The sequence below is a fragment of the Streptomyces sp. P13-3-3 genome, from assembly GCF_050571355.1.
Lineage (GTDB): Bacteria > Actinomycetota > Actinomycetes > Streptomycetales > Streptomycetaceae > Streptomyces > Streptomyces althioticus.
This window is the reverse complement of record NZ_CP192228.1, coordinates 1,107,448-1,131,114: the sequence shown is the minus strand read 5'-3', so window position 1 is coordinate 1,131,114 and position 23,667 is coordinate 1,107,448. Positions and strand designations below refer to the sequence as shown.

Below are 23,667 nucleotides of genomic sequence, written 5' to 3'. Positions count from 1 at the left end.
CTGTCTCCCTCTCCAACCCTGCTGCGCGGGATCGGTTGCGCAGGTTCACCCGGTCGGCCGCGTGCTCGTCACACGGCCCGGGGGGTCAGGACACCACGTCCTTGCGCGCGAACCCGCGGAACGCCAGGGCGAACAGCACCAGCGCGTAGGTCACGGACACCGACGCGCCCTGGATCATGCCGGACCACTCGGGGGTGGGCTGGACGGCGTCCGCCCAGGCGAACTGCCAGTGGGCGGGCAGGAAGTGCCGCCAGTCGCCGAGGGCGGTGACGGCGTCCAGGACGTTGCCGACGATGGTCAGGCCGACGGCTCCGCCGACCGCGCCCAGCGGGGCGTCGGTGCGGGTGGACAGCCAGAACGCCAGGGCTGCGGTGACCAGTTGCGACACGAACAGATAGGCGACGATCACCGTGAGCCGCCCGGCCGCGGTGCCCGGGTCGAGCGTGCCGCCGGTGGGGATGTGCAGCGGGCCCCAGCCGTAGGCGACGGTGCCGACGGCGAGCGCCACCACCGGCAGCAGCACCATCGCGGCGAGGCTCAGGCCCAGTCCGACGATCAGCTTGGACCACAGCAGCCGCATACGGGGCACGGGCGCGGCGAGCAGGTAGCGCAGGGACGACCAGCCGGCCTCGGAGGCGACGGTGTCCCCGCAGAACAGGGCGACCGGGATGACCAGCAGGAAGCCCGCCGACACGAAGAGACTGACGGCGGCGAAGTTGGCGCCGGACGCGGTGGCCGTGTCCATCAGGTTGACGCGGGTGTTGCGGCCCTCGGGTTCGCCGCCGATCGCGAAGGCGGCCACCAGCACGAACGGCAGCAGCGCGAGGACCGCGCCCATGACGAGGGTGCGCCGCCGCTTGAGCTGGCGGACCAGCTCGACCCGCAGCGGCAGGGTGCGGCCGGCGCGGTAGCCGGCGGCGGTCTCCCCGGGGGCGGCCGGCCCGGGAGCCGTGGACTCCTCGGCCCGCTCGGTGAGCGCGCTCATGCGGATCCTCCGATCAGGGTGAGGAAGGCGTCCTCGAGGCGGCGGTGGGGGCCCACGGACGTCACGGGCACCTCCAGCCGGACCAGTTCCGCGATCAGCCGGGGGGCGGTGCCGTCGGCGCCGAGCCGGACCAGCAGGCCCTCGTCGGTGCGGACGGCGGACTCCACGCCGGGCAGCGCGGCGACCTTCTCGGCGAGGGGCTCCTCGACGGGCGTGACGGTGCCGACCAGGAGGGTGTCGCCGGAGCCGACGATGTCGTGCACCGGTCCGGCCTGGACCAGCCGGCCGCGGTCCATGACGACGAGGTGGGTGCAGGACTGCTCGACCTCCGCCAGCAGGTGGCTGGAGACGATCACCGTGCGTCCGGCGGCCGCGTACCGGATCATCACCTCGCGCATCTCGCGGATCTGCGGCGGGTCGAGGCCGTTGGTCGGTTCGTCGAGGATCAGCAGGTCGGGCAGGCCGAGCATGGCCTGGGCGATGGCGAGCCGCTGGCGCATGCCCTGCGAGTAGGTGCGCACGGCGCGGGCGAGCGCGTCGCCGAGGCCGGCGATCTCCAGGGCTTCGTCGAGGTGGGCGTCCCCGGGCGGGCGGCCGGTGGCGGCCCAGTACAGCTCGAGGTTCTCCCGTCCGGACAGGTGCGGCAGGAAACCGGCGCCCTCGACGAAGGCGCCGACCCGGGACAGCACGGGCGCGCCGGGGCGTACGGCGTGGCCGAACACGCGGATCTCGCCGTCGTCGGGCCTGATGAGGCCCATCAGCATGCGCAGCGTGGTGGTCTTCCCCGCACCGTTGGGGCCGAGCAGACCGAGCACCTGGCCCTTCTCCACCCGGAACGACAGGTCCCGCACGGCGTACCGGTCGGCGGAGCGGGCGTAGCGCTTGCTCAGGCCGGTGATCTGGAGGGGGACGTCGGCCAGGTCCGGGTCGGGGGCCGGGGCGGTGGTGCGGCGGCGGGCGGTGAGGAGCAGCGCGAGCGCGACGAGCGCGCCCGCGACCGGGAGCCACACCACCCAGGCGGGCAGCGGGGCCGCGGCGGTGGTGACGCCGGGCGCGGTGGGCACGGTGAGGTCGCTCCTCAGCGCCACGGTGTACGTGGCCGGGGCGGCCGGGGAGGCGTAGGCGAGGTCGGTGGAGGCGAGGACGAGCCGCAGCCGGTGGCCCTTGCGGACCTCGTGGTCGACGGCCGGGAGGGTGAGCTCCACGTCCTTGCCGGCGCGGGCGCCCTCGACGCGGACGGGGGTGACGAGCTGGGAGGGCAGCACCTGCTGCCGGCCGTCCGGGCCGACGTCGTAGAGCTTGGCGAAGAGGACGGCGTCGTCGCTGGTGGACCTGACCCGCGCGGTGACGGTCGGGGAGCCGGTGACGTGCAGGTCGTGGGTGACGGGGGCGGACTCGAAGCGGGCGTGCTGGCCCGGGAAGTCGAGGGAGACGCCGATGCCGAGGGAGGAGAGCTGGGAGAGGCCGCCGGAGCCGCCGATGCCGGGCAGGGCGGACACGGCGGGCGGGTTGGCGCCGGCCGGGTTGGCGAAGCGCTGCTCACGGCCCGTCAGCCGCACGGAACGCTCGCCGCTGCGCAGGCCCGGGTAGGCGTCGGCGCTCGCGCCGCGCAGTTGGGCCCGCCCGTCGGTGGAGTCGACGCCTCCGGTGCGGGTCACGCGGAAGGCGGGGCCGGTGTCGGCGCCCTTGTCGTCCTTGAGGTAGCGGTCGAACCAGGCGCGGACGCGTGCGTGCAGGCGGTCGGTCTCGGGGTCGCCGCCGTCGTGGCCGCCGGCCAGCCAGTCGACCTTGACGGGGGCGCCGTTGGCGCGGATCGCGCGGGCGGCGGCGTCGGCCTGGCCGAGCGGGAACAGGGAGTCGGTCTGTCCCTGCATCAGCAGCGTGGGCACGTCGATGCGGTCGGCGACGGCGGCCGGGGAGCGCGCCTCGAGGAGCGTGCGGGCCTGCGCGTCGGGGACGCCGGACTCGGCGACCCGCTCGTACATGGCGCACAGCTCGGGCTCGAAGCGGGCGCAGCCGCCGCCGGACGTGACGAAGGCGCCGGCCCACAGCTTCTTGAACACGCCGTCGGGGAAGAGGGCTTCGGCGAGGTCGAAGTAGGTGATGGCGGGGGCGACGGCGTCGACGCGGTCGTCGTACCCGGCGCCGAGGAGGGCGATGGCCCCGCCGTAGGAGTTGCCGGCCATGCCGACGCGGGGGTCGCCGTCCTTGTCGAGCTGGATCTCGGGCTGTTCGGCCAGCCAGTCGAGCAGCCGGGAGACGTCGGCGACCTCGCCCTCGGGATCGTTCAGCCCGATCTTCCCGGTGGACCTCCCGAAGCCGCGCGCGGACCAGGTGAGGACGGCGTACCCGTCGCGGGCGAGGTCCTCGGCCTGTGCGCGGACGTCCTCCTTGCTGCCGCCGAAGCCGTGCCCGAGCAGCACGGCGGGACGGCGGCCCTCCGGGCCGGAGGTGAAGAAGGAGGTGTCGATGCGCACCCCGTCGTCCGTGGCCATGACGCGGTCGGCGCGGCGCACCGGGGGCTCGTCGTCGGAGGCGACGGCGGTCCAGGTGCCGGCCCCGGCGAGCACGACGACGGCGGCCGCGGCGGCGAGGGCACGCCGGGGCCGCGGCCGCCGGAGGCGGGGCAGTCGAAGATCCATGCGTCAACCGTACGGGGTCCACCTGTCGGTCCGTTGTCGACCGGAGACCGAACCGGGGGACCTCCCGGGGGTGTACGCGGGTGTGTCCGTGTACCGCGGTCGCGGTACACGGACACACTCCCCCTGAGCGGGCTCAGTGGTTGCGCGGGAAGCCCAGGTCGACGCCGGAGGGGGCGTCCGCCGGGTCGGGCCAGCGGGTCGTGACGACCTTTCCGCGGGTGTAGAAGTGCGTGCCGTCGTTGCCGTAGATGTGGTGGTCGCCGAAGAGGGAGTCCTTCCAGCCGCCGAAGGAGTGGTAGCCCACGGGGACCGGGATCGGGACGTTGACGCCGACCATGCCGGCCTCGACCTCGAGCTGGAAGCGGCGGGCGGCGCCGCCGTCCCGGGTGAAGATCGCGGTGCCGTTGCCGTACGGCGAGGCGTTGATGAGGTCCAGGGCCTCCTCGTACGTGTCGGCGCGCAGCACGCACAGGACGGGGCCGAAGATCTCGTCCTGGTAGGCCTTGGCGGTGGTCGGCACCTTGTCGAGCAGGGAGATGCCGATCCAGTGGCCGTTCTCGTGGCCGTCGACGGTGTAGCCGGTGCCGTCCAGGACGACCTCGGCGCCCTCGTCGGCCGCGCCGGCGACGTAGGAGGCGACCTTGTCGCGGTGGGTCGCGGTGATCAGCGGGCCCATCTCGGAGGTGGGGTCGTCGCCGGGACCGATCTTGATCTTCTCGGCGCGCTCGCGGATCTTCTCCACCAGCTCGTCGCCGATCGCGCCGACGGCGACGACGGCGGAGATCGCCATGCAGCGCTCGCCGGCCGAGCCGTAGGCCGCGGACACGGCGGCGTCGGCGGCCGCGTCGAGGTCGGCGTCGGGCAGCACCAGCATGTGGTTCTTGGCGCCGCCGAGGGCCTGGACGCGCTTGCCGTTGGCGGAGGCGGTGGTGTGGATGTAGCGGGCGATGGGCGTGGACCCGACGAAGGAGACGGCCTTGACGTCCGGGTGCTCCAGGAGGCGGTCGACGGCCACCTTGTCGCCGTGCACGACGTTGAACACGCCCTCGGGCAGTCCGGCCTCCGCGAGCAGCTCGGCGAGGCGGACGGAGGCGGACGGGTCCTTCTCACTGGGCTTCAGCACGAAGGTGTTGCCGCAGGCGATGGCGAGGGGGAACATCCACATCGGCACCATCGCCGGGAAGTTGAACGGGGTGATGCCGGCGACCACGCCGAGCGGCTGGCGGATGGACGCCACGTCCACGCGGCTGGCGACCTGGGTGGACAGCTCGCCCTTGAGCTGGACGTTGATGCCGCAGGCCAGGTCGACGATCTCCAGGCCGCGCGCGACCTCGCCGAGGGCGTCGGAGTGCACCTTGCCGTGCTCGGCGGTGATCAGCTCGGCGATCTCGTCGCGGTGGGCGTCGAGCAGGGCGCGGAACTTGAAGAGGATCGACGTGCGCTGCGCGAGGGAGGACTGGCCCCAGGTGCGGTACGCCTCCTTGGCGGCGGCGACCGCGGCGTCGACCTCCTCGACGGAGGCGAAGGCGACCTTGGTGGTGACCTCGCCGGTCGCCGGGTTCGTCACGGGGCCGTAGGTTCCCGAGGCGCCTTCGGCGGTCTTGCCGCCGATCCAGTGGTTGACGATCTTCGTCATGACCGAGAACTCCTTCGCAGATGGCGGCGTCGGGTGGAGACGTGCCGTTCGTACAGCTCGTGCGGTGGTGCCGCGGGCGGGCGCGCCGCGGCGGCGGCCACGGGTCCATCCCACCAGGGCCGGGGTGCCGGGCGGGCCCGACACTGTGTCGGCCGTTCGGGTCCCCGAGTGGACACTTGGGTCCCGGGGGCGGGCGTCCGGGACGGTACCTCCGGCGCGGGGCCGCGGCGGGCGGGGAGTCGTCGCTCGCACCTCGCTCCTGCCAAAGCGAGGCGGCCTCCCGCGCCGGAGGCGATCTGTGACGGGGCGGCGCCGTGGACGCCCCGACGGCCGGGAAGCGCCCGGCGGCGGTGGAGGCTCGCCATGACGCTCCCTTCGGACGTCTCGTCCGCCCTGCGGGGTCCGAGGGCTCACCCCGGTTCTAGCCCCGCCCATGAAGCCCTGTCAATGTTTTGTCCGGACATTCGGACGAGAACGCGGAAGCGGAGGGGCGAAAGGGGGCGCCCTTACGGGGCGGACGGTCTCCGAGTCAATGCGCCCCGCCGGTGTGCCGGAGTGCGCCTGTGCGTCACTCCTGTCACAAACACTCCCGTCGCGTCACGGGTGTCACACGCGGGCGGCCCTTCCGTCACACCCGCGCACGAGCCCTCTCCGTGAGCGGAACGGCTCGTTCTCCCGCACGACGCTTGTCGATCGCCAGCGCACGCCCGGCTCCCCCTGACGGCCACCCCCGGCCGCCGCCGTGGCGGGCGCGGGGAGGTGCACACATGACCGAGCTGTGGTCGTACAAGGACATCGCGGCCCACATCAAGGTGCAGCCGGACACCGTGCGTTCCTACCGCAAGCACGGCCTGCTGCCGCCGCCGGACCGGGTGGAGGGCGGGAAGCCCTACTGGTACCCCGACACGGTCCGCCGCTGGGTCGCCGCCCGTCCCGGCAACCGCAACCGCCGGGGCTGACCTCCGTACCACGACGCCGTGCCCCCGCTCCGACCACGCGGGGGCACGGCGTCCGTGCGTGCGGTCAGCGCCAGGGTTCGATCACCGTCACCCCTGCGGCCGGGGCGGTGTCCATCGCCGCCAGCGCAGCGGGCACCGCGTCCAGACCGATCACCGAGGTCACCAGCAGGTCGGGGCGGAGCACCCCGGCGCGCACCAGGTCCAGCATCGGCGGGTAGGCGTGGGCGGCCATGCCGTGGCTGCCGAGGATCTCCAGCTCCAGGGCGACGGCGCGGGCCATGGGCACGGGCGTGGTGCCCGTCTCCGAGGGGAGCAGACCCACCTGGACGTGCCGGCCCCGCCTGCGCAGGCCGTTCACCGAGGCGGCGCAGGTGACGGGCGCGCCCAGGGCGTCCAGGGAGAGGTGGGCGCCGCCGCCGGTCAGCTCACGGACCGCGGCGGCGGGGTCGTCCGCCGCGGAGGCGTCCACGCACTCCGCCGCGCCGAACCGCCGGGCCAGTTCGAGGGCGCCCGGCGACACGTCGACCGCGACCACGCGCGCGCCGGCCGCCGCCGCGATCATCACCGCGGACAGGCCGACGCCCCCGCAGCCGTGCACCGCCACCCACTCGCCCGCCGCGACCCGGCCCTGCTGGACCACGGCCCGGTAGGCGGTGGCGAACCGGCAGCCGAGGGAGGCGGCGGTCGCGTACGCCATGCCGTCGGGGACGGCCACCAGGTTCACGTCGGCGTGGTCGAGGGCCACGTACTGCGCGAAGGAACCCCAGTGGGTGAAGCCGGGCTGCGTCTGGCGCTCGCACACCTGCTGGTCGCCCGCCGCGCAGGCGGGGCAGGAGCCACAGGCACAGACGAACGGCACGGTGACCCGGTCCCCGGCGCGCCAGCGGGTGACCCGGGGGCCGGTCGCCTCGACGACTCCGGCGAGCTCGTGACCGGGGACGTGCGGGAGGGCGACGTCGGGGTCGTGGCCCTGCCAGGCGTGCCAGTCGCTGCGGCACAGTCCGGTGGCCTCCACGCGGACCACGACCCCGTGCTCCGCCGGCTCCGGGTCCGCGACCTCGCGCACCTCGGCCGGCTCCCCGTACCGCTCGAACACCACCGCTCGCATGCCAGGTCCCGCCTTCCGGTGATCGCCGCCGTCGGCGGAACGCTATCGCCCGGGCCGGCGCGCACCGGCCCCCGACCCCGCCGACCTCGCGCTCCCCCAGTCCTGGATTCATACCCCCTAGGGGTATAGTGTGAGAGGTACGGGGTCCTCAGGGGCCCCTGCGACCCCCTGCACACCCCACACGCCCCGACGAGGAGAACGACATGACGTCCCAGACCGACACCCAGGGTTCCGTCACCACCGTCTACAAGGTGACCGGGATGAGCTGCGGGCACTGCGAGGGCGCCGTCTCCGGCGAGATCTCCCAGCTCCCCGGCGTCAGCTCGGCGACGGCCGTCGCCTCCTCCGGCGAGGTGACCGTCGTCTCCGCCGCCCCGCTCGACGAGGCCGCCGTGCGCGCCGCCGTCGACGAGGCCGGGTTCGAGCTGGCCGGCACGGTCTGATCCACGCCCTCCCGAAGGCACCCCGCGCGGCGTGAACCGGGCCGCACCGGCCACCCGGCACCCGGCACTCCCGGACACCCCGGCCGTCCCGGGCCCCTGCGGCCTCTCGGCCCGGTCCGCCGCCGCGCCCGCATTTCCGGACGTCCCAGGAGCACGGACATGACCAGCACCACCGCCCCCGAGGCGCCGGCCTCCGCCGGGCAGCCGGCCCTCTCGGAGGTCGAGCTGCTCATCGGCGGGATGACCTGCGCCTCCTGCGCGGCCCGCGTCGAGAAGAAGCTCAACCGCATGGACGGCGTCACCGCCACGGTGAACTACGCGACCGAGAAGGCCCGGGTCACGTATCCGCCGGGCGTCGAGGTCGCCGATCTGATCACCACGGTGGTGAAGACCGGCTACACGGCGGAGGAGCCGGCGCCCCCGCGGGGGGACGACGAAGAGGAAACCTCTTCGGGGACCGACCCGGAGACGGCCGCCCTGCGCACCCGGCTGATCGTTTCCGCACTGCTCGCCCTGCCGGTCGTCCTCTTGGCCATGATCCCGCCGCTCCAGTTCGACAACTGGCAGTGGCTCTCCCTCACGCTCGCCGCGCCGGTCGTGGTGTGGGGCGCCGCGCCCTTCCACCGGGCCGCATGGACCAATCTGCGGCACGGCGCGGCCACCATGGACACCCTGGTGTCGGTGGGCACGCTGGCCGCCTTCGGGTGGTCGCTGTGGGCGCTGTTCCTGGGTGACGCGGGCGAGCCGGGCATGCGGCACCCTTTCGAGCTGACCGTGTCCCGTGCCGACGGCGCCTCCATGATCTACCTGGAGGTCGCCGCCGGGGTCACCGCGTTCATCCTGCTCGGCCGCTATCTGGAGGCCCGCTCCAAGCGGCAGGCGGGCGCCGCGCTGCGGGCCCTGCTGGAGCTGGGCGCCAAGGACGTCACCGTCCTGAGAGACGGGCGTGAGGTGCGGGTGCCGGCCGAGCGGCTGGCCGTGGGCGACCGGTTCGTGGTGCGCCCCGGCGAGAAGATCGCCACCGACGGCACGGTCGTCGAGGGCTCCTCCGCCGTGGACGCGTCCATGCTGACCGGCGAGTCCGTGCCGGTGGACGTCACCGTGGGCGACACCGTCACCGGCGCGACCGTCAACGCGGGCGGCCGGCTGGTCGTCGAGGCCACCCGGATCGGCGCGGACACCCAGCTCGCGCGGATGGCGAAGCTGGTGGAGGACGCGCAGACCGGCAAGGCGCAGGTGCAGCGGCTCGCCGACCGGATCGCCGGGGTCTTCGTGCCGGTGGTGCTGCTGATCGCGGCCGCCACCTTCGGGCTGTGGCTGGGCAACACCGGGGACGCGGTCGCCGCGTTCACCGCGGCCGTCGCCGTACTGATCATCGCCTGCCCCTGCGCGCTCGGTCTCGCCACGCCGACCGCGCTGATGGTCGGTACCGGGCGGGGCGCCCAGCTCGGCATCCTCATCAAGGGCCCCGAGGTGCTGGAGTCCACCCGGCGCGTGGACACGGTGGTCCTGGACAAGACCGGCACCGTCACCACCGGCCGGATGTCCCTGCGGGCGGTGCACGCCGCCGAGGGCGCCGACGAGCGGGAGCTGCTGCGGCTCGCGGGCGCCCTGGAGCACGCCTCCGAGCACCCGGTGGCCCGCGCGGTCGCCGCCGGTGCCGCGGAGCGCGTGGGCACGCTGCCCGAGGTGGAGCGGTTCGAGAACGTCCCCGGCCGGGGCGTGCGCGGGCGCGTGGAGGGCCGTGACGTGGCCGTGGGGCGGCTGTCCGAGGTGTTCGGGGAGCTGCCGCCGGAGCTGGCGCGGGCCAAGGAGGACGCCGAGCACGCCGGGCACACCGCGGTGGTGGCCGGCTGGGACGGGGCGGCACGCGGTGTCCTCGCCGTCGCCGACACGGTGAAGGAGACCAGCGCCGAGGCGGTCCGCGCACTGCGGGCGCTGGGCCTCACGCCGATGCTGCTGACCGGTGACAACCGGGCGGTGGCCGAGGCGGTCGCGCGCACCGTCGGCATCGACGAGGACCGGGTGATCGCCGAGGTGCTGCCCGAGGACAAGGCCGACGTGGTGCGGCGGCTCCAGGAGGAGGGGCGCAGCGTCGCCATGGTCGGCGACGGCGTCAACGACGCGGCCGCGCTGGCCGTAGCCGATCTGGGTCTGTCCCTGGGCACCGGCACGGACGCGGCGATCGAGGCGGGCGACCTGACCCTGGTCCGCGGCGACCTGAGGGTCGCGGCGGACGCGATACGGCTGTCCCGGCGCACCCTGTCCACGATCAAGGGCAACCTCGTGTGGGCCTTCGGCTACAACGTGGCCGCGCTGCCGCTGGCCGCGGCCGGACTGCTGAACCCGATGATCGCCGGGGCCGCCATGGCCTTCTCGTCGGTCTTCGTGGTGACCAACAGTCTGCGGCTCCGGTCATTTCATTGAGGTCTCAAGTTGGGCGGTACCCCTGGAGTCCGGTAAGACCCTCACATAAGCTCTTCACAAGCCTCGCGCATCTTCCTTACGCTTGGGTCTCGTGAGAGGTTTGCGGCCTCCTGCGCAGTGTGGGGACATATGCAAGAGACGCAGATCACAGTGATCTGAACGTAACCATCGAAGGGGTTCGAAGGTCTAAGTTGGCGATGTCGGGCAGCGTCTTGGGGGGCGCTACCTGGCATCTGGGGATGTCTTGGGGGACTTCTCCAGAGATTGCGTTGCCGGGGCACGTGCCCAGGGAAGCTTTGAGCGGCCCTCCCGACGTGCGTTGTCCCGGCAGACCGCACACCGACGAGTGCGGGCGGGTTCAGGTCCGTCCGTGCTCACACAGCGATTCAGGCGCTGTCCTCACAAGCGCCCGGCCGGATCCCGTGGGGGGAATCCGCACCGGGACATGGGAAGGCGCCCTGGTTCGTCGGCCCGTGGGGGGACCGGCGGCCGGGGCGCCTTTTCCTTGCGCACTTCTCACCGACGGCGGCGGAAACGCCCAAGCCGAAGCCGACGCCGAAAGGGGCGCGGGGAACTGCGCGACCAGCCGAAGCCGACCCGCAGCCGCCCACGCCCCTCGGCGCCGCGCCCTCAAACGCTCACGCGCATTACTGCGGTGGGGGCAAGCGCCCCAAGACGCGCGGGCGCAACACGCCGAAAGGGGCGCGGGGAACCGCGCGACCAGCCGAAGCCGACCCGCAGTCGCCCACGCCCCTCAGGAGACGAAATCTCAGGCGCTTACGCGCACACCCCCCGCACCGGCAGGTGTCAGCGCTCCTCGACCGGAACGAAGTCCCGCTCGACGACACCCGTGTAGATCTGGCGCGGACGCCCGATCCGGGAACCCGGCTCCTTGATCATCTCGTGCCACTGGGCGATCCAGCCCGGCAGGCGGCCGAGGGCGAACAGGACCGTGAACATCTCGGTCGGGAAGCCCATGGCCCGGTAGATCAGGCCGGTGTAGAAGTCCACGTTCGGGTAGAGGCTGCGCGAGACGAAGTAGTCGTCGGAGAGCGCGTGCTCCTCCAGCTTGAGCGCGATGTCCAGCAGCTCGTCGGACTTGCCGAGGGCGGACAGCACGTCGTGCGCGGCGGCCTTGATGATCTTGGCGCGCGGGTCGAAGTTCTTGTAGACCCGGTGGCCGAAGCCCATCAGGCGGACGCCGTCCTCCTTGTTCTTCACCTTGCGGATGAAGGAGTCGACGTCGCCGCCGTCGGCCTTGATGCCCTCGAGCATCTCCAGCACCGACTGGTTGGCGCCGCCGTGCAGCGGGCCCCACAGGGCGGAGATGCCGGCGGAGATCGAGGCGAACATGTTCGCCTGCGAGGAGCCGACCAGGCGCACGGTGGAGGTCGAGCAGTTCTGCTCGTGGTCCGCGTGCAGGATGAGCAGCTTGTCCAGGGCGGCCACGACGACCGGGTCGAGCTCGTAGTCCTGCGCCGGGACGGAGAACGTCATGCGCAGGAAGTTCTCGACGTAGCCGAGGTCGTTGCGCGGGTAGACGAACGGGTGGCCGACCGACTTCTTGTAGGCGTAGGCCGCGATCGTCGGAAGCTTGGCGAGCAGGCGGATCGTGGAGAGGTTGCGCTGCTGCTCGTCGAACGGGTTGTGGCTGTCCTGGTAGAACGTGGACAGCGCGGACACCACCGAGGACAGCATGGCCATCGGGTGGGCGTCGCGCGGGAAGCCCCGGTAGAAGTTCTTGACGTCCTCGTGCAGCAGGGTGTGCTGCGTGATGTCGTCCTTGAACCCCGCCAGCTGGTCGACGGTCGGCAGCTCGCCGTTGATCAGCAGGTAGGCGACCTCCAGGAAGGTGGAGCGCTCGGCCAGCTGCTCGATCGGGTAGCCGCGGTACCGGAGGATGCCGGCCTCACCGTCGAGATAGGTGATCGCGGATTTGTAGGCGGCGGTGTTGCCGTAGCCGCTGTCCAGCGTCACCAGACCGGTCTGGGCGCGGAGCTTCCCGATGTCGAAGCCCTTGTCACCGACGGTGCTGTCGATCACCGGGTAGGTGTACTCGCTGCCGTCGTACCGCAGTACTACAGAGTTGTCGCTCACGTCTTCCCTCACCGACGTTGTGCCTCATCTTCGAGGTGCCCTGACTGTCTCTACCATCCCCCACTCGGCTCAGGAGAGTGCACTCGGGGTCGACCATCGGGCCTATTGACGGCACTGAGTGCCGCCAACTTGCCCATCCTGCCCCCTGTGTTCTCCATCCGGAACCCCTGTGTGACCTTCACGACTCATTTGATCGATCATTTTTTGATGACGGTGCCCTCACAGCGGCATCCGCCCTCGCCGAGAGGCGGTCCCCTCCGGGTCCCCCGCGTGCCGATCCGGAACCGGCGGAACGGGTTCCCGCCCCGGCCGCTCCCCCGCCCGCGAGCCGCATGTCGAGGGCCGTGCACCGGCGTCCGGCCGACAGCGTGCGCACCGCCTGGCCGATGGCCTTGCGGGAGCCGACCAGGACGACCAGCTTCCGGGCCCGGGTGACCGCCGTGTAGAGCAGGTTGCGCTGGAGCATCATCCACGCGCCCGTGGTGACGGGGATGACGACCGCCGGGTACTCGCTGCCCTGGGAACGGTGGATGGTCACGGCGTAGGCGTGCGCCAGCTCGTCCAGCTCGTCGAAGTCGTACGGCACCTCCTCGTCCTCGTCGGTCAGCACGGTCAGGCGCTGGTCGACGGGGTCGAGCGAGGTGACGACGCCGACGGTGCCGTTGAAGACGCCGTTGGCGCCCTTCTCGTAGTTGTTGCGGATCTGGGTGACCTTGTCGCCGACGCGGAACACCCGGCCGCCGAACCGCTTCTCGGGCAGGTCGGGGCGGGCCGGGGTGACGGCCTGCTGCAGCAGCCCGTTGAGGGTGCCGGCGCCCGCCGGGCCGCGGTGCATGGGGGCGAGGACCTGCACGTCCCGGCGCGGGTCGAGGCCGAACTTGGCGGGGATGCGCCGGGCCGCGACGTCGACGGTGAGCCGCCCGGCCTCCTCGGTGTCGTCCTCGACGAAGAGGAAGAAGTCCTTCATTCCCTCGGTGACGGGGTGCTTGCCGGCGTTGATCCGGTGGGCGTTGGTGACCACGCCGGACTGCTGGGCCTGGCGAAAGACGCGGGTGAGGCGGACGGCGGGGACGGGGCTGCCGTCGGCGAGCAGGTCCCGGAGCACCTCGCCCGCGCCGACGCTGGGCAGCTGGTCGACGTCCCCGACGAACAGCAGGTGGGCGCCCGGCGGCACGGCCTTGACCAGCTTGTTCGCCAGCAGCAGGTCCAGCATGGACGCCTCGTCGACCACGACCAGGTCGGCGTCCAGCGGCCGGTCCCGGTCGTACGCCGCGTCCCCGCCGGGTTTCAGCTCCAGCAGCCGGTGCACGGTGGACGCCTCGGCGCCGGTCAGCTCGGCGAGCCGCTTGGCGGCGCGGCCGGTCGGCGCGGCGAGCACCACCTTCGCCCTCTTGGCGCGGGCCAGCTCGACGATCGACCGCACGGTGAAGGACTTCCCGCAGCCCGGCCCGCCGGTCAGCACGGCGACCTTCTGCGTCAACGCCAGCTTGACCGCCGCCTCCTGTTCGGGCGCCAGGTCCGTCCCGGTACGGCCGCGCAGCCAGCCGAGCGCCTTGTCCCACACCACGTCATGGAACGCGGGCATCCGGTCCTGGTCGGTGCGCAGCAGCCGCGTCAGCTGGGAGGCGAGGGCGACTTCGGCGCGGTGGAACGGCACCAGGTAGACGGCGGTGACGGGGTCGCCGCCGTCCGGGTCGGGCACCTTCTCGCGGACGACACCGGGGTCCTCCCCCGGGTCCTCCGGCTCGGCGGCCAGTTCGGCGAGGCACTCGATGACCAAGCCGGTGTCCACCTGGAGCAGCTTCACCGCGTCGGCGATGAGCTTCTCCTCGGGGAGGTAGCAGTGGCCTTGGTCGGTGGCCTGCGACAGCGCGTACTGGAGGCCCGCCTTCACGCGGTCCGGGCTGTCGTGGGGGATGCCGACCGACTGGGCGATCCTGTCGGCGGTGAGGAAGCCGATGCCCCAGACGTCGGCGGCGAGCCGGTAGGGCTGGTTCTTCACCACGGAGATGGAGGCGTCGCCGTACTTCTTGTAGATGCGCACGGCGATGGAGGTGGAGACCTCGACGGTCTGGAGGAAGAGCATGACCTCCTTGATCGCCTTCTGCTCCTCCCAGGCGTCCGCGATCTTCCTGGTCCGCTTGGGGCCGAGCCCCGGGACCTCGATGAGCCGCTTCGGCTCCTCCTCGATGATCCGGAGGGTGTCCGTGCCGAAGTGCTGGGTGATCCGGTCGGCGAAGACGGGCCCGATGCCCTTCACCAGCCCCGAGCCGAGGTAGCGGCGGATGCCCTGCACGGTGGCGGGCAGGACGGTCGTGTAGTTCTCGACGTGGAACTGCTTGCCGTACTGGGGGTGCGACCCCCAGCGTCCCTCCATCCGCAGCGACTCCCCCACCTGCGCGCCGAGCAGCGCGCCGACGACGGTGAGCAGGTCGTTCCCGCCGCGGCCGGTGTCGACGCGGGCGACGGTGTAGCCGTTCTCCTCGTTGGCGTAGGTGATGCGCTCCAACACGCCTTCGAGCACGGCGAGCCGGCGTTCGCCGGGGGGTGCGGGTGGTGGCTGGGTGGGCATGGGTCGACGGTACCGGTGGGGGGTGACAGGGGGTCCCCGTGCCCGCCGGCGCTTCCGGGCGCCGGGTCGGGCTCACGGGCGCCGGGGCGGGCTCACGGGCGCCGGGAGGCCCTCGGACGCGGGGCGTCCGTCAGGGCGCCTTCACCGTCCCGGAGGCCAGGTGCTCCTCCAGTGCGCGGCGATAGGAAGCCAGCCGCCCTGTCCGCCCGACGGTCAGCGCTCCGACCAGCCGGCCCTCACGGTGGTAGGCGATCTCCAGCCGGCGGCCCGTCAGGTCGTGCTCCACGACCCGCGTCTCGTCGGCGGCGCCGGGCAGGCCCACCGAGCGGATCCTGGCGCCGTGCAGGTCCGACCAGAAGGACGGCACGGCCCTGAACGGCGTGGGTGTCCTGTCCGGGTCCTGCCCGGCCAGGAGTGCGGCGGCGGCCGCCGCGCCCTGTTCGACGGCGTTGGTCCAGTGGCCGAGCGCCATGCGTGCGCCGCCGGCCAGCGGCTGCGGCACGCGCGCCACGTCACCGGCCGCCACCACGTCGGGCACGGCCGTACCGTCGGTGCGCAGGACGCGCAGCCACGGGTCGCAGTGGACGCCACCGTCCACAGCGAGGCCGGAGCCGGCCAGCCAGCCCGTCGAGGGCACCCCGCCCCACGCCAGGACCGCCGTGCCGGCCGGAACCGTGGTGCCGTCGCCCAGGTGGACCCCGGCCAGCCGGCCGTCGGCCCCGGTCAGGAACCCCTCCACGGTGGTTCCGGTGCGCAGCACGATGCCCGCCTCGCGGTGGAGCGCGGCGACGTAGGCGCCCGCGGTGGCGCCCAGCGCGCCCTCCAGGGGCTGGGACGCGGCTTCGACGAGCGTGACGTCCAGCCCGCGTTCGCGGGCGGCGGCGGCGATCTCGCCGCCGAGGAAACCGGCTCCGACGACGACGAGCGGGCTGCCCTCGGTGAGCGCTGCCCGCAGGGCCAGCGCGTCGTCCCAGCCGCGCAGGGTGACCACGCCGGGCGGCAGCGGGGGTTCCCCGGGAGGCCGGCCGCGGGCCGTTGACCCGGTCGCGACGACCAGGCCGTCGTAGGTCAACCGTGTGCCGTCCGCGAGGGTGACGGCCCGTGCCGCCGGGTCCAGCCGGACGGCCGCCCGCCCCAGCAGCCAGCGCGCCCGCAGGCCGTTCGGCACGGGCAGTTCGGGGCGGACCGGCCTGCCGGGGGCGCTCAGGACCCGCTTGGACAGCGGCGGCCGGTCGTAGGGGGGATGCGGTTCGTCGCCCACGATGGTCAGGGCACCGGTGAAGCCCTGCTCGCGCAGGGACCGGGCCGCCCGCAACCCGGCGAGCGAGGCGCCCACGACGACCAGTTCACGGTGGTCCGCAGCCCTCATGAGGCGGTCGGCGGGGAGGCCGGCGACACGGTGATCGCGCGGACGGGGCAGACGGCCGCTGACTTCTCCGCCTTGTCCCGCAGCGCGTCGGGCGGAGAGGCCTCGTGGACGAGGCGGTCGTCGTCGTCGAAGGAGAAGATCTCCGGCGCGGCGAAGACACACTGCCCGTGGCTCTCGCACAAGGTCATGTCCACGGTGATCTGCATGGTCGCTCCGTAGGTGTCCGGGGGTGGGCGTCGGTGGGTGGGGTGCGCGCGGTACGCGCGGTGTGTGCGGTGCACGCAGGCATGTGCGGTGCGCGCAGGTACATGCGGTGCGCGCAGGCATGTGTGTACGCGCGGTGTGTGCGGTGCACGCAGGCATGTGCAGTGCGCGCAGGTACACGTGGTGCACACAGGCATGCGCGGGTGTCAGCCTGCTGGGGGTTGAAGTGCGGGTGTCAGCCGGCCGGGGGGTTGAAGCGCGAGTAGCCGGGGCTGGTCCACCGCAGGGGCGAGGCGGCGGTGATCTCCCGCACGGCCTCGACGGAGAACTCGACCAGCCGCTGCGCACCGGGCGTCGCGGCGATGTCCTCGGCGTCCCACACGGTGCGCGCGGTACCGGACAGGTGCAGGGCGTCGCCCGTCTCCCAGCCCGGGACCAGGATGCCCGCCGACGCGTTGAGCAGCAGGTTGCCCAGGGTCAGGAACATCGCGTTGCCCGTGTAGTCGGGCCAGCGCAGCAGGGTGGGGGAGAGTACCTGGACGAAACCGGGGTTGCCGCCGCGGTGGGAGGCGTCCGCGTCGCCGCGGTCGGAGGCGGTGGCGACGAAGAACGTGTCGGCCGCGCGCACCTTCCGCTGCTGGGCCGGACTGAGGCCGGTGCCGTCGGTGACAGTACGTTCCGCCGTCCCGGCCTCGTCCGGTCCGGCCCAGCGGTGGCTCCGCTTCTGCAGGTACTTGGGGCAGTTGGCGATGACCTGGTCGACGTCGACGCGCAGGCCGGTCCCCTCCCGGCGGGCCCGGCCGTTGACGCGCATGCGACGCCGGGTGGCGGGCTCGATGGCGATCATGCCGATCGGGACGGCCGGTCCGGCGGTCAGGACCCCGGCGAGCGGGTCCCCGGGCGGGGGCAGGGCGCCGGCCACGACGGTGCGGGGGTCGGGCACCCGCAGGAACCCGGCGCCGCCCGTCAACTGCGTGGCCCAGACGCGGCCGTCCTGGTCGGTGCCGCCCAGCACGATCCAGGGCTGCCGGGCGAGGAAGTCCCTCGCGACGGGCGGAATGCTCTCGCCGATGCCGCCCAGCGAGAACTCCGCCTGCCGGGCCAGGCCGGCGCGTTCCTGCACGGCGATCTCGCCGCGGTGATACGTGGGCACGGCTGCTCCTTTCCCCGCGCCGGCGTGCGGTCGTCCGGCGGGACGCGGGTCGGGCCGGGGGCCGTTGCGGCGCCCCCGGCGAGCGGAGGGTTTCTGGGTTCCTGGGTTCCTGGTTCCTGGTTCCTGGTTCCTGGTTCCTAGAAGAAGCCGCAGGTGGGGGCGGCGGGGGTCGGGGCGTCGGCCGGGTCCGCTCCCGTGGGCGCGTAGATCTCCAGGCGGATGCCGTCGGGGTCGGTGAAGAAGATGCCGCCGGAGGTGCCGTCCTCGCCGTGCGGGACGATCCCGTCGTAGGTGAACTCCGCGCCCAGGCCGCGCAGTACCGCTTCCGCGGCTCTGACCTCGTCGACGGTCCCCACCTGGAACGACAGATGGTGCAACCCCGGCCGGCCGGTGGCGAACGAGCCCGTGCTCTGCTGCCACAGCGTCACGAGCAGCCGGCCCTCCCGGCCGAGGAACGCCCAGCGGCGGCCGGCCTCCTTGCCCTCCGCCATCACGTCGAAGCCGAACACGGCCTGGTAGAAGGCCAGGGACCGCTCGAGGTCGGTGACGTTCACTCCCACATGCCCGGTCTGCAGGGTCTGCAAGGTCTTGGCCTCAGCCATGGTTTCTCACACGCCTTCACTCAGCGTCACGAGCCCTCTCGCAACCGTTGAAATGGACTTTAGGGGTTAGACAGAGAAGACGTCAACCGGTGATCACGCGTTCACCGGTTACGGTGGTGTTCGTGAGACCGCCGTCGTCGCCGAGGAAGGACAGCGCACCGTGCCGCCAGCTCCAGGGGCCGACCCCCGCCCCCTGACCGGGGAACCGCTCGCCATCGACCTGCTCAACACCCGCTGGATCGACGCGGCCGGCCGCCATGACCTGCTGGACTCGCTCGACGGGCTGGCGACCTGGCTCGCCGGACCTCTGGTCGGCCGGGCCCTGGGCGACGCGCCGGTCCAGGCGGACCACGACACGCTCCAGTGCCTGCTCCAGGCACGCGCCGCCCTGGACCAGGCGGCAAGTGATCCGCAGCACCCCGCCGACGGTGCCGTCGAGGCCCTCAACGCCGTCCTCGCCCATGGCCGCAGAGGGCTCCTGCTGCGCCCCGACGGGCCGGACACCTACGCCGAGGTGGAGAGCCCCGCCTGGCTGCCGGCCTGGCTCGCCGCCGAGGACTACCTCCGCCTGCTCGCCGAGCGGCCCGAGCGGATCCGGTCCTGCGGCAACCCGGAGTGCGTCCTGCACTTCTACGACACGTCCAAGAACGGGACGCGCCGCTGGTGCTCGATGGCCGGCTGCGGGAACCGGGCCAAGGCGCAGCGCCACTACGCACGCCAGAAGAAGGCCTGACCTCCGCAGCCAGACCCTCCTGGGCCGGCACACCCGGCGACGGACCCGGGCGCGCGGGCATCGGGACGTACGGACGTCCTTCCACCCGGGCTGTGTACACCCTTTCGCTCGAGACGCCCTTCCGCCCGGGCTGCGGACGCCCGCGTCGCCGCCGGACCGGCCCCCGCCTCGGCAGCCGGCCACGCCGGACGGAACGGCCGCTAAGGCGTTCGGTCCGGGCCAGGGTGGGCGGGGCCGTGGTGGTCGGCGAGGGTGGCGAGGAGGCGGGTGAGTTCGTCGCGCTCGTCAGGAGTGAGCGGGGCGAGGAGTTCGTCCTGGGCCTCGCGAATGAGGGCGTCCAGGCGTGCGAGGCGGCGACGGCCGACGGCGGTGAGGGTGACGACGTTGCGGCGGCGGTCGGCGGGGTCGGGATCGCGGCGTACGCAGTCCGTGTCGGCGAGTTCGTTGAGGACCGCGACCATGTCGCTGCGGTGGATGCCGGTGCGGCGGCTCAGTTCGGCCTGACTGGCGGGACCCGCCTCGGCGAGCGTCAGCAGCACCGCGAAGTGCCACTTGTGGGCGCCCTCGGCGGCCAGGCGCTCACCGACGAGCCGGTCGGCCACCAGTGCGGACCCGGCCAGCAGGCGGCTGGGGATGGCGCGCAGGCGGGCGGGCGCCGGTTCCGGGGGCGTGCTCATGGGCGTTCCTCCACCTCTTGCGTTGGTGCCACCAACAGTTTAGCTTCGTTAGTGCCACAAACGTTTGCGTCGCCAACGATTCACGGAGATTCCCGGAGGGGACCATGATCACCCCGTTCCGTATCGACATCCCCCAGGCCGCCTTGGACGACCTCGCCGACCGTCTCGCCCGGACCCGCTGGCCCGACGAGATCCCCGGCGCCGGGTGGGACTACGGCTTCCCGCTCGCCCGGCTGAAGGAGATCGCCGAGCACTGGCGCACCCGCTACGACTGGCGTACGCACGAGGCCCGGCTCAACGAACTCCCGCACCACATCACGGAGATCGACGGTCAGACCGTGCACTTCGTCCATGTGCGGTCCGCGCGGCCGGACGCGCTCGCCCTGGTCCTCACCCACGGCTGGCCCGGTTCGTTCCTGGAGTTCCTCGACGTGATCGAGCCGCTGTCCCGGGACTTCCACCTCGTCATCCCGTCCATCCCCGGATACGGCTTCTCGGGGCCGACCCACGAGCGCGGCTGGGACGTCGTCCGCGTCGCCCGTGCCTGGGCGGAGCTGATGCGACGCCTCGGCCACGAGCGGTACGGCGCGCAGGGCGGCGACTTCGGCTCGGGCATCTCCCTGGCGCTGGGTGCGGTGGAGCCCGAGCGGGTCGTCGGGGTGCACGTCAACTACCTGCCCACCCGGCCCGACCCGGCCGCCGACGTCGCCCTGAGCCCTTCGGACGAGGCCCGGCTGGACAAGGTGCGGCACCTGATGGCGAACCGCCCGCCGTACCAGGCCCTGCAGGCCACGACCCCGCAGACCATCGGCTACGCGCTGACCGACTCGCCGGTGGGCCAGCTGGCCTGGATCGCCGAGCGGTTCGCCCAGTGGACGGACCCGCGCTCGCCGGTGGACGACGAGAGGATCCTGACGGACGTCTCCCTGTACTGGCTGACCGCCACCGCGGCCTCCTCGGCCCGCCTGCACCGCGAGTCGATGCGGCGCACCGAGCGGTGCCCGGTGCCGGTGGGGGTGGCGGTGTTCGCCCACGACATCACCCAGCCGGTACGGCCCCTGGCGGAACGGCTGTACGACATCCGCCACTGGTCGGAGTTCGACCGGGGCGGCCACTTCGCGGCGATGGAGGTGCCGGAGGTGTTCGCGGAGGACGTACGGACGTTCTTCCTGGGGTCGGGTGTCGGGGCGGACGAGTCCGTCACTTCGCGCGTTGCGCGATCAGGGAGTTGAGGAGGGCCGCGCCGCGTTCGGCGTCGTCGACGCTGACCGCGAAGTCCTTGCCCTTGACCGTGCGGATCACGAGGCATTCGCCGCCGCGGAGCATGACGGTGGTGCCGAGGCCGCTCAGGCGGTAGCCCCAGCCGCCGACCTGCATGGCGGAGCGGTTCTCGACCCAGGCGGAGGCGATGGCGTCGGCGGCCCAGCGCCGGGCCGGCCACCCCAGGGGTCCGAAGGCGACTTCGAGGCCCTTCTCGGTGACCCGGGCCTGGACGGAGGCGCAGGCGAGCAGTGCGACGGCGCCGAGGGCGAAGGTCGCGGCCGACCACACGGTGTGCAGCCCGGCCAGGCCGCCCATCGCCGCCACCGCCGCCCCGACCGAGACGATCCCGCACACGGCCGCCGTGAGATGGAGCCAGCGGTTGGACACCCGCGACAGCCACACGAACCGCTGACCCTCGGGTATCTCCAGCGCCGGCCCGGCCACCGGCGGCACCGTCACCCGCGCCCGGCGGCCGATCAGCAGGGCGACCGCGCCCACGGCGACCGCGCCGGCCAGGGTCACGACCGCCCACACCGTCACCGATCCGGCGTCGCGCCAGTCCGTCCGGTCCAGATTCGCCCGCACGATGGAAGCCTGAGCCCCGAGGAGCGTCACGCCGGTGAAGCCGAGGGTCACGCCTATCCACGAGGATGCCGTCGCCCCGCCGGAGTTTCGGCGAGCGCGCCACAGGGTCAGCAGGACGGCGACCGCCAGGGCCAGCCAGAGCAGTGCCGGGAAGACTGTCGCGGCCCAGAACGGCATCGAGGAGTCCGGATCACCACCCGTCCCCCAGTGAGTCGCCAGCCGGTCCGGCAGCCGGTCCCTGGCAACCAGAGGAAAGGCCACCAGGAGCGCCAGGACTCCTACGACCCAGGCGCCGGAACCCCATACCGCCGCGCTCCCCCGCCCTGGTGCCTGCCCTGCCCGCTCTGCCCGCTCCGCCCGCTCAGTCACGTGACCCCCCTGATCATGTCGATGACGTCGTCCTTGCCGTATCCCAGACGTTCCGCGTCGGCCAGGACCTCACGGATGCGGTCCAACAAGGCCGAGCGGTCGCCCGCCCCCTGAGCCACCGTCACCCCACGTCCCCTGCGGAACTCCAGCACCCCTTCGTCGCGCAGGGCGCGCAGGCCGCGCAGCACCGTGTTGACGTTCACGCCCAGTGCCTGCGAGAGGTCCCGCGCCGGGGGCAGCCGGTCGCCCGGCACGCACTCCCCTTCGGCGATGGCCCGCCGGATCGCACCGGCCACCTGCTCGTGCAGGGGGCGGTGGTCGGCGACGTTCAGTCTCAGCAGCATGGCGCTAATGACAATAGCACCATGTGCCTTTACGCCCTCAGACGACGTCGAACTCGTTGCCCTCCGGGTCCCGCATCGCCGCGGCGTAGAACCCCGCGTCCGGCTCGTTCTTGATCCTCAGTACGGTGGCACCGGCGTCGACCAGCCGCGCCACAGTGGCGTCAACCCGCTCCCTGCGGACGGCGAGCGGGACGTCACGGCCACCGCCGACCTTCAGGTCGAAGTGCCAGCGGTTCTTGACGGTCTTCGGCTCGGGCACCTGCTGGAACCACACACGCGGTCCGCGGCCCGTCGGGTCCACGATCGACTCCGCGAGATCGCCGGCCCCGGGCGGCAGTTCCTCCGCGGGCACGCCCATCGCCTCCCAGTAGGCGCGCCAGGAGGGATGGCCCTCCGGGGCGGGCTCGGGGACGTATCCCAGGGCGGGGGCCCAGAACGCCACCATCCGCTGGGGATCGGAGCAGTCGATCGTGAGTTGCAGTGTCATCTCCATGGACGGAGGCTGCCAGAAGGGACTGACAACTGGTCAGTTCAGGGACGAAAGCAAGGTTGGGCCAACGGTGACCCGCCGTCCCGGAGGCGGCGGAGCAAAGGAGGTCGCAGCTGCTGTCGGCACCGGTGGCAGCGACGCCACGGCGTGGAGGCAGGTTCCTGAACTCGCCCTTCAGAGAGACACAGTCACTTTTCCCGTAAGCATCGACCTGCGGCTCGCTTCACCGTGACGTTCGTTTCTCACCGCCCGTCCCGTCCGCCAAACTTGCCGGCACTTGAGGGTCGTTCAGGCACTCGAACGTCTTGAGTACCGTCCGGGCTGAGTGCAGCAGATACATGGAGTGTTCGTCGGCGCTATCCGCGTTCGTCAGGGTGTCGACCATGACACCCTCAAGCGGCACCTCATCCTTCTGTCCGGCCGCAGAGCCCTTGACCTGGCACCTTATGCGGACGGTGTACCGCGTTCTTCCGGCTGCCTCTTTTCCGTACACCAACTTGACGTCGGCATTGAGACCCTTGACCACCCAATCATCACCGAACGTGTGACCAAAAGGCAGGATGGAAGCGCCGTACCTGATCGTCAGGCTGCGATCTGCGGTTCCGGCTCTCTCGACGATCCGACAGAGCTCGGAGCCGACATAAGACGGAATGTCGGCACTCCTTGAGTCCCAGGATGTCGCCTGCTTCTCGAACAGGTCTTTCGCGCTGTTCAGGTCTTCGAACCCCGGCATGACACCTGTTTCGGATTCGGAGTTTCTCTTCACCCAGTCGACACCCGCTGCACCAAGAAGTTGCTTGCATGCCGCCACGTCGTCATCACCTTCGGCGGGGCCGCTCTCGGCACATCCCGGCAAAGCCAGCAGCAAAGACAGAGAACCAAGGAAGACGGCGGCCTTACGCACCGTTACCAGCTCAGTCGGTCGCCTACGCTCACGCACTCGAAGCCCTTCCACCGTCAGCGACGTCACGCAGCGGATTGCGAACGGCAGCCATGTCACTCGTCGAAC

20 protein-coding genes and 1 pseudogene are annotated in these 23,667 nt (G+C 72.4%); 5 read left to right on the top strand and 16 right to left on the bottom strand.

What is annotated here, in order from left to right; all coding sequences use genetic code 11:
• Positions 1-85: 85 nt before the first annotated feature.
• The 4 genes and pseudogenes from ACQZOG_RS05190 to ACQZOG_RS05175 form a co-directional block, all read right to left on the bottom strand.
• Positions 86-985, bottom strand: coding sequence for an ABC transporter permease (locus ACQZOG_RS05190; protein WP_033274651.1), 900 nt, complete (start codon positions 983-985; stop codon positions 86-88).
• Positions 982-3,627: an alpha/beta fold hydrolase gene (locus ACQZOG_RS05185; RefSeq protein WP_430741320.1), complete on the bottom strand. Its 2,646-nt coding sequence runs from the start codon at positions 3,625-3,627 to the stop codon at positions 982-984. The genes ACQZOG_RS05190 and ACQZOG_RS05185 overlap by 4 nt, the downstream gene beginning before the upstream one ends.
• A 133-nt stretch (positions 3,628-3,760) precedes the next feature.
• A complete protein-coding gene (mmsA, locus tag ACQZOG_RS05180; protein WP_033274653.1) occupies positions 3,761-5,263 on the bottom strand; it encodes a CoA-acylating methylmalonate-semialdehyde dehydrogenase in 1,503 nt (500 codons plus the stop codon).
• Between the two features lie 179 nt (positions 5,264-5,442).
• Positions 5,443-5,571 (bottom strand): annotated as a pseudogene (locus ACQZOG_RS05175) (5-deoxy-glucuronate isomerase); the annotation flags it as partial.
• A gap of 459 nt (positions 5,572-6,030) precedes the next feature.
• Between ACQZOG_RS05175 and ACQZOG_RS05170 the strand changes: the two are divergent.
• A complete protein-coding gene (locus ACQZOG_RS05170) occupies positions 6,031-6,222 on the top strand; it encodes a helix-turn-helix transcriptional regulator (protein ID WP_033274654.1) in 192 nt (63 codons plus the stop codon).
• A 64-nt stretch (positions 6,223-6,286) separates the two neighbouring features.
• On the opposite strand, the gene ACQZOG_RS05165 is transcribed toward ACQZOG_RS05170, so the two are convergent.
• On the bottom strand, positions 6,287-7,330 hold the full coding sequence (locus tag ACQZOG_RS05165) for a zinc-dependent alcohol dehydrogenase family protein (protein WP_397663444.1): 1,044 nt from the start codon (positions 7,328-7,330) through the stop codon (positions 6,287-6,289).
• Positions 7,331-7,533: 203 nt separating this feature from the next.
• On the opposite strand from ACQZOG_RS05165, the gene ACQZOG_RS05160 reads away from it, so the two are divergent.
• Together ACQZOG_RS05160 and ACQZOG_RS05155 are read left to right on the top strand one after the other, a co-directional pair.
• Positions 7,534-7,773, top strand: a complete 240-nt coding sequence (locus ACQZOG_RS05160) for a heavy-metal-associated domain-containing protein (RefSeq protein ID WP_401455307.1) — start codon at positions 7,534-7,536, stop codon at positions 7,771-7,773.
• Between the two features lie 159 nt (positions 7,774-7,932).
• Entirely contained in the window at positions 7,933-10,200 is a 2,268-nt protein-coding gene (locus ACQZOG_RS05155; protein WP_401455310.1) for a heavy metal translocating P-type ATPase, read from the top strand.
• A gap of 807 nt (positions 10,201-11,007) precedes the next feature.
• On the opposite strand, the gene ACQZOG_RS05150 is transcribed toward ACQZOG_RS05155, so the two are convergent.
• The 6 genes from ACQZOG_RS05150 to ACQZOG_RS05125 all read right to left on the bottom strand — a co-directional run bounded on the left by ACQZOG_RS05150 (position 11,008) and on the right by ACQZOG_RS05125 (position 18,197).
• On the bottom strand, positions 11,008-12,297 hold the full coding sequence (locus tag ACQZOG_RS05150) for a citrate synthase (RefSeq protein ID WP_024887427.1): 1,290 nt from the start codon (positions 12,295-12,297) through the stop codon (positions 11,008-11,010).
• Between the two features lie 178 nt (positions 12,298-12,475).
• Entirely contained in the window at positions 12,476-14,869 is a 2,394-nt protein-coding gene (gene recD2, locus ACQZOG_RS05145; RefSeq protein WP_033274658.1) for an SF1B family DNA helicase RecD2, read from the bottom strand.
• A 130-nt stretch (positions 14,870-14,999) separates the two neighbouring features.
• Positions 15,000-16,238 (bottom strand): NAD(P)/FAD-dependent oxidoreductase, encoded by a 1,239-nt coding sequence (locus tag ACQZOG_RS05140; protein WP_037639626.1) that lies wholly within the window; start codon positions 16,236-16,238, stop codon positions 15,000-15,002.
• Positions 16,235-16,444, bottom strand: coding sequence for a ferredoxin (locus tag ACQZOG_RS05135; RefSeq protein WP_163089180.1), 210 nt, complete (start codon positions 16,442-16,444; stop codon positions 16,235-16,237). Before ACQZOG_RS05135 ends, ACQZOG_RS05140 begins: the two co-directional genes overlap by 4 nt.
• A gap of 233 nt (positions 16,445-16,677) precedes the next feature.
• Positions 16,678-17,595, bottom strand: a complete 918-nt coding sequence (locus tag ACQZOG_RS05130; RefSeq protein WP_430741319.1) for a pyridoxamine 5'-phosphate oxidase family protein — start codon at positions 17,593-17,595, stop codon at positions 16,678-16,680.
• Positions 17,596-17,732: 137 nt separating this feature from the next.
• Positions 17,733-18,197, bottom strand: coding sequence for a VOC family protein (locus ACQZOG_RS05125; protein WP_037639631.1), 465 nt, complete (start codon positions 18,195-18,197; stop codon positions 17,733-17,735).
• A gap of 160 nt (positions 18,198-18,357) precedes the next feature.
• Here ACQZOG_RS05125 and ACQZOG_RS05120 point away from each other — a divergent pair, with 160 nt between their 5' ends.
• Entirely contained in the window at positions 18,358-18,930 is a 573-nt protein-coding gene (locus tag ACQZOG_RS05120) for a CGNR zinc finger domain-containing protein (RefSeq protein WP_037639632.1), read from the top strand.
• A 200-nt stretch (positions 18,931-19,130) separates the two neighbouring features.
• On the opposite strand, the gene ACQZOG_RS05115 is transcribed toward ACQZOG_RS05120, so the two are convergent.
• A complete protein-coding gene (locus tag ACQZOG_RS05115) occupies positions 19,131-19,607 on the bottom strand; it encodes a MarR family winged helix-turn-helix transcriptional regulator (protein WP_037639634.1) in 477 nt (158 codons plus the stop codon).
• Positions 19,608-19,711: 104 nt separating this feature from the next.
• On the opposite strand from ACQZOG_RS05115, the gene ACQZOG_RS05110 reads away from it, so the two are divergent.
• Positions 19,712-20,839, top strand: a complete 1,128-nt coding sequence (locus tag ACQZOG_RS05110; protein WP_033274665.1) for an epoxide hydrolase family protein — start codon at positions 19,712-19,714, stop codon at positions 20,837-20,839.
• On the opposite strand, the gene ACQZOG_RS05105 is transcribed toward ACQZOG_RS05110, so the two are convergent.
• The 4 genes from ACQZOG_RS05105 to ACQZOG_RS05090 form a co-directional block, all read right to left on the bottom strand.
• Positions 20,808-21,728: a DUF1648 domain-containing protein gene (locus ACQZOG_RS05105; protein ID WP_430741865.1), complete on the bottom strand. Its 921-nt coding sequence runs from the start codon at positions 21,726-21,728 to the stop codon at positions 20,808-20,810. The genes ACQZOG_RS05110 and ACQZOG_RS05105 overlap by 32 nt on opposite strands.
• A 92-nt stretch (positions 21,729-21,820) precedes the next feature.
• Positions 21,821-22,168 (bottom strand): GntR family transcriptional regulator, encoded by a 348-nt coding sequence (locus ACQZOG_RS05100; RefSeq protein WP_037639637.1) that lies wholly within the window; start codon positions 22,166-22,168, stop codon positions 21,821-21,823.
• Between the two features lie 37 nt (positions 22,169-22,205).
• Entirely contained in the window at positions 22,206-22,661 is a 456-nt protein-coding gene (locus ACQZOG_RS05095) for a VOC family protein (protein ID WP_033274666.1), read from the bottom strand.
• A gap of 220 nt (positions 22,662-22,881) precedes the next feature.
• Positions 22,882-23,628 (bottom strand): hypothetical protein, encoded by a 747-nt coding sequence (locus ACQZOG_RS05090; protein ID WP_430741318.1) that lies wholly within the window; start codon positions 23,626-23,628, stop codon positions 22,882-22,884.
• Positions 23,629-23,667 lie beyond the last annotated feature (39 nt).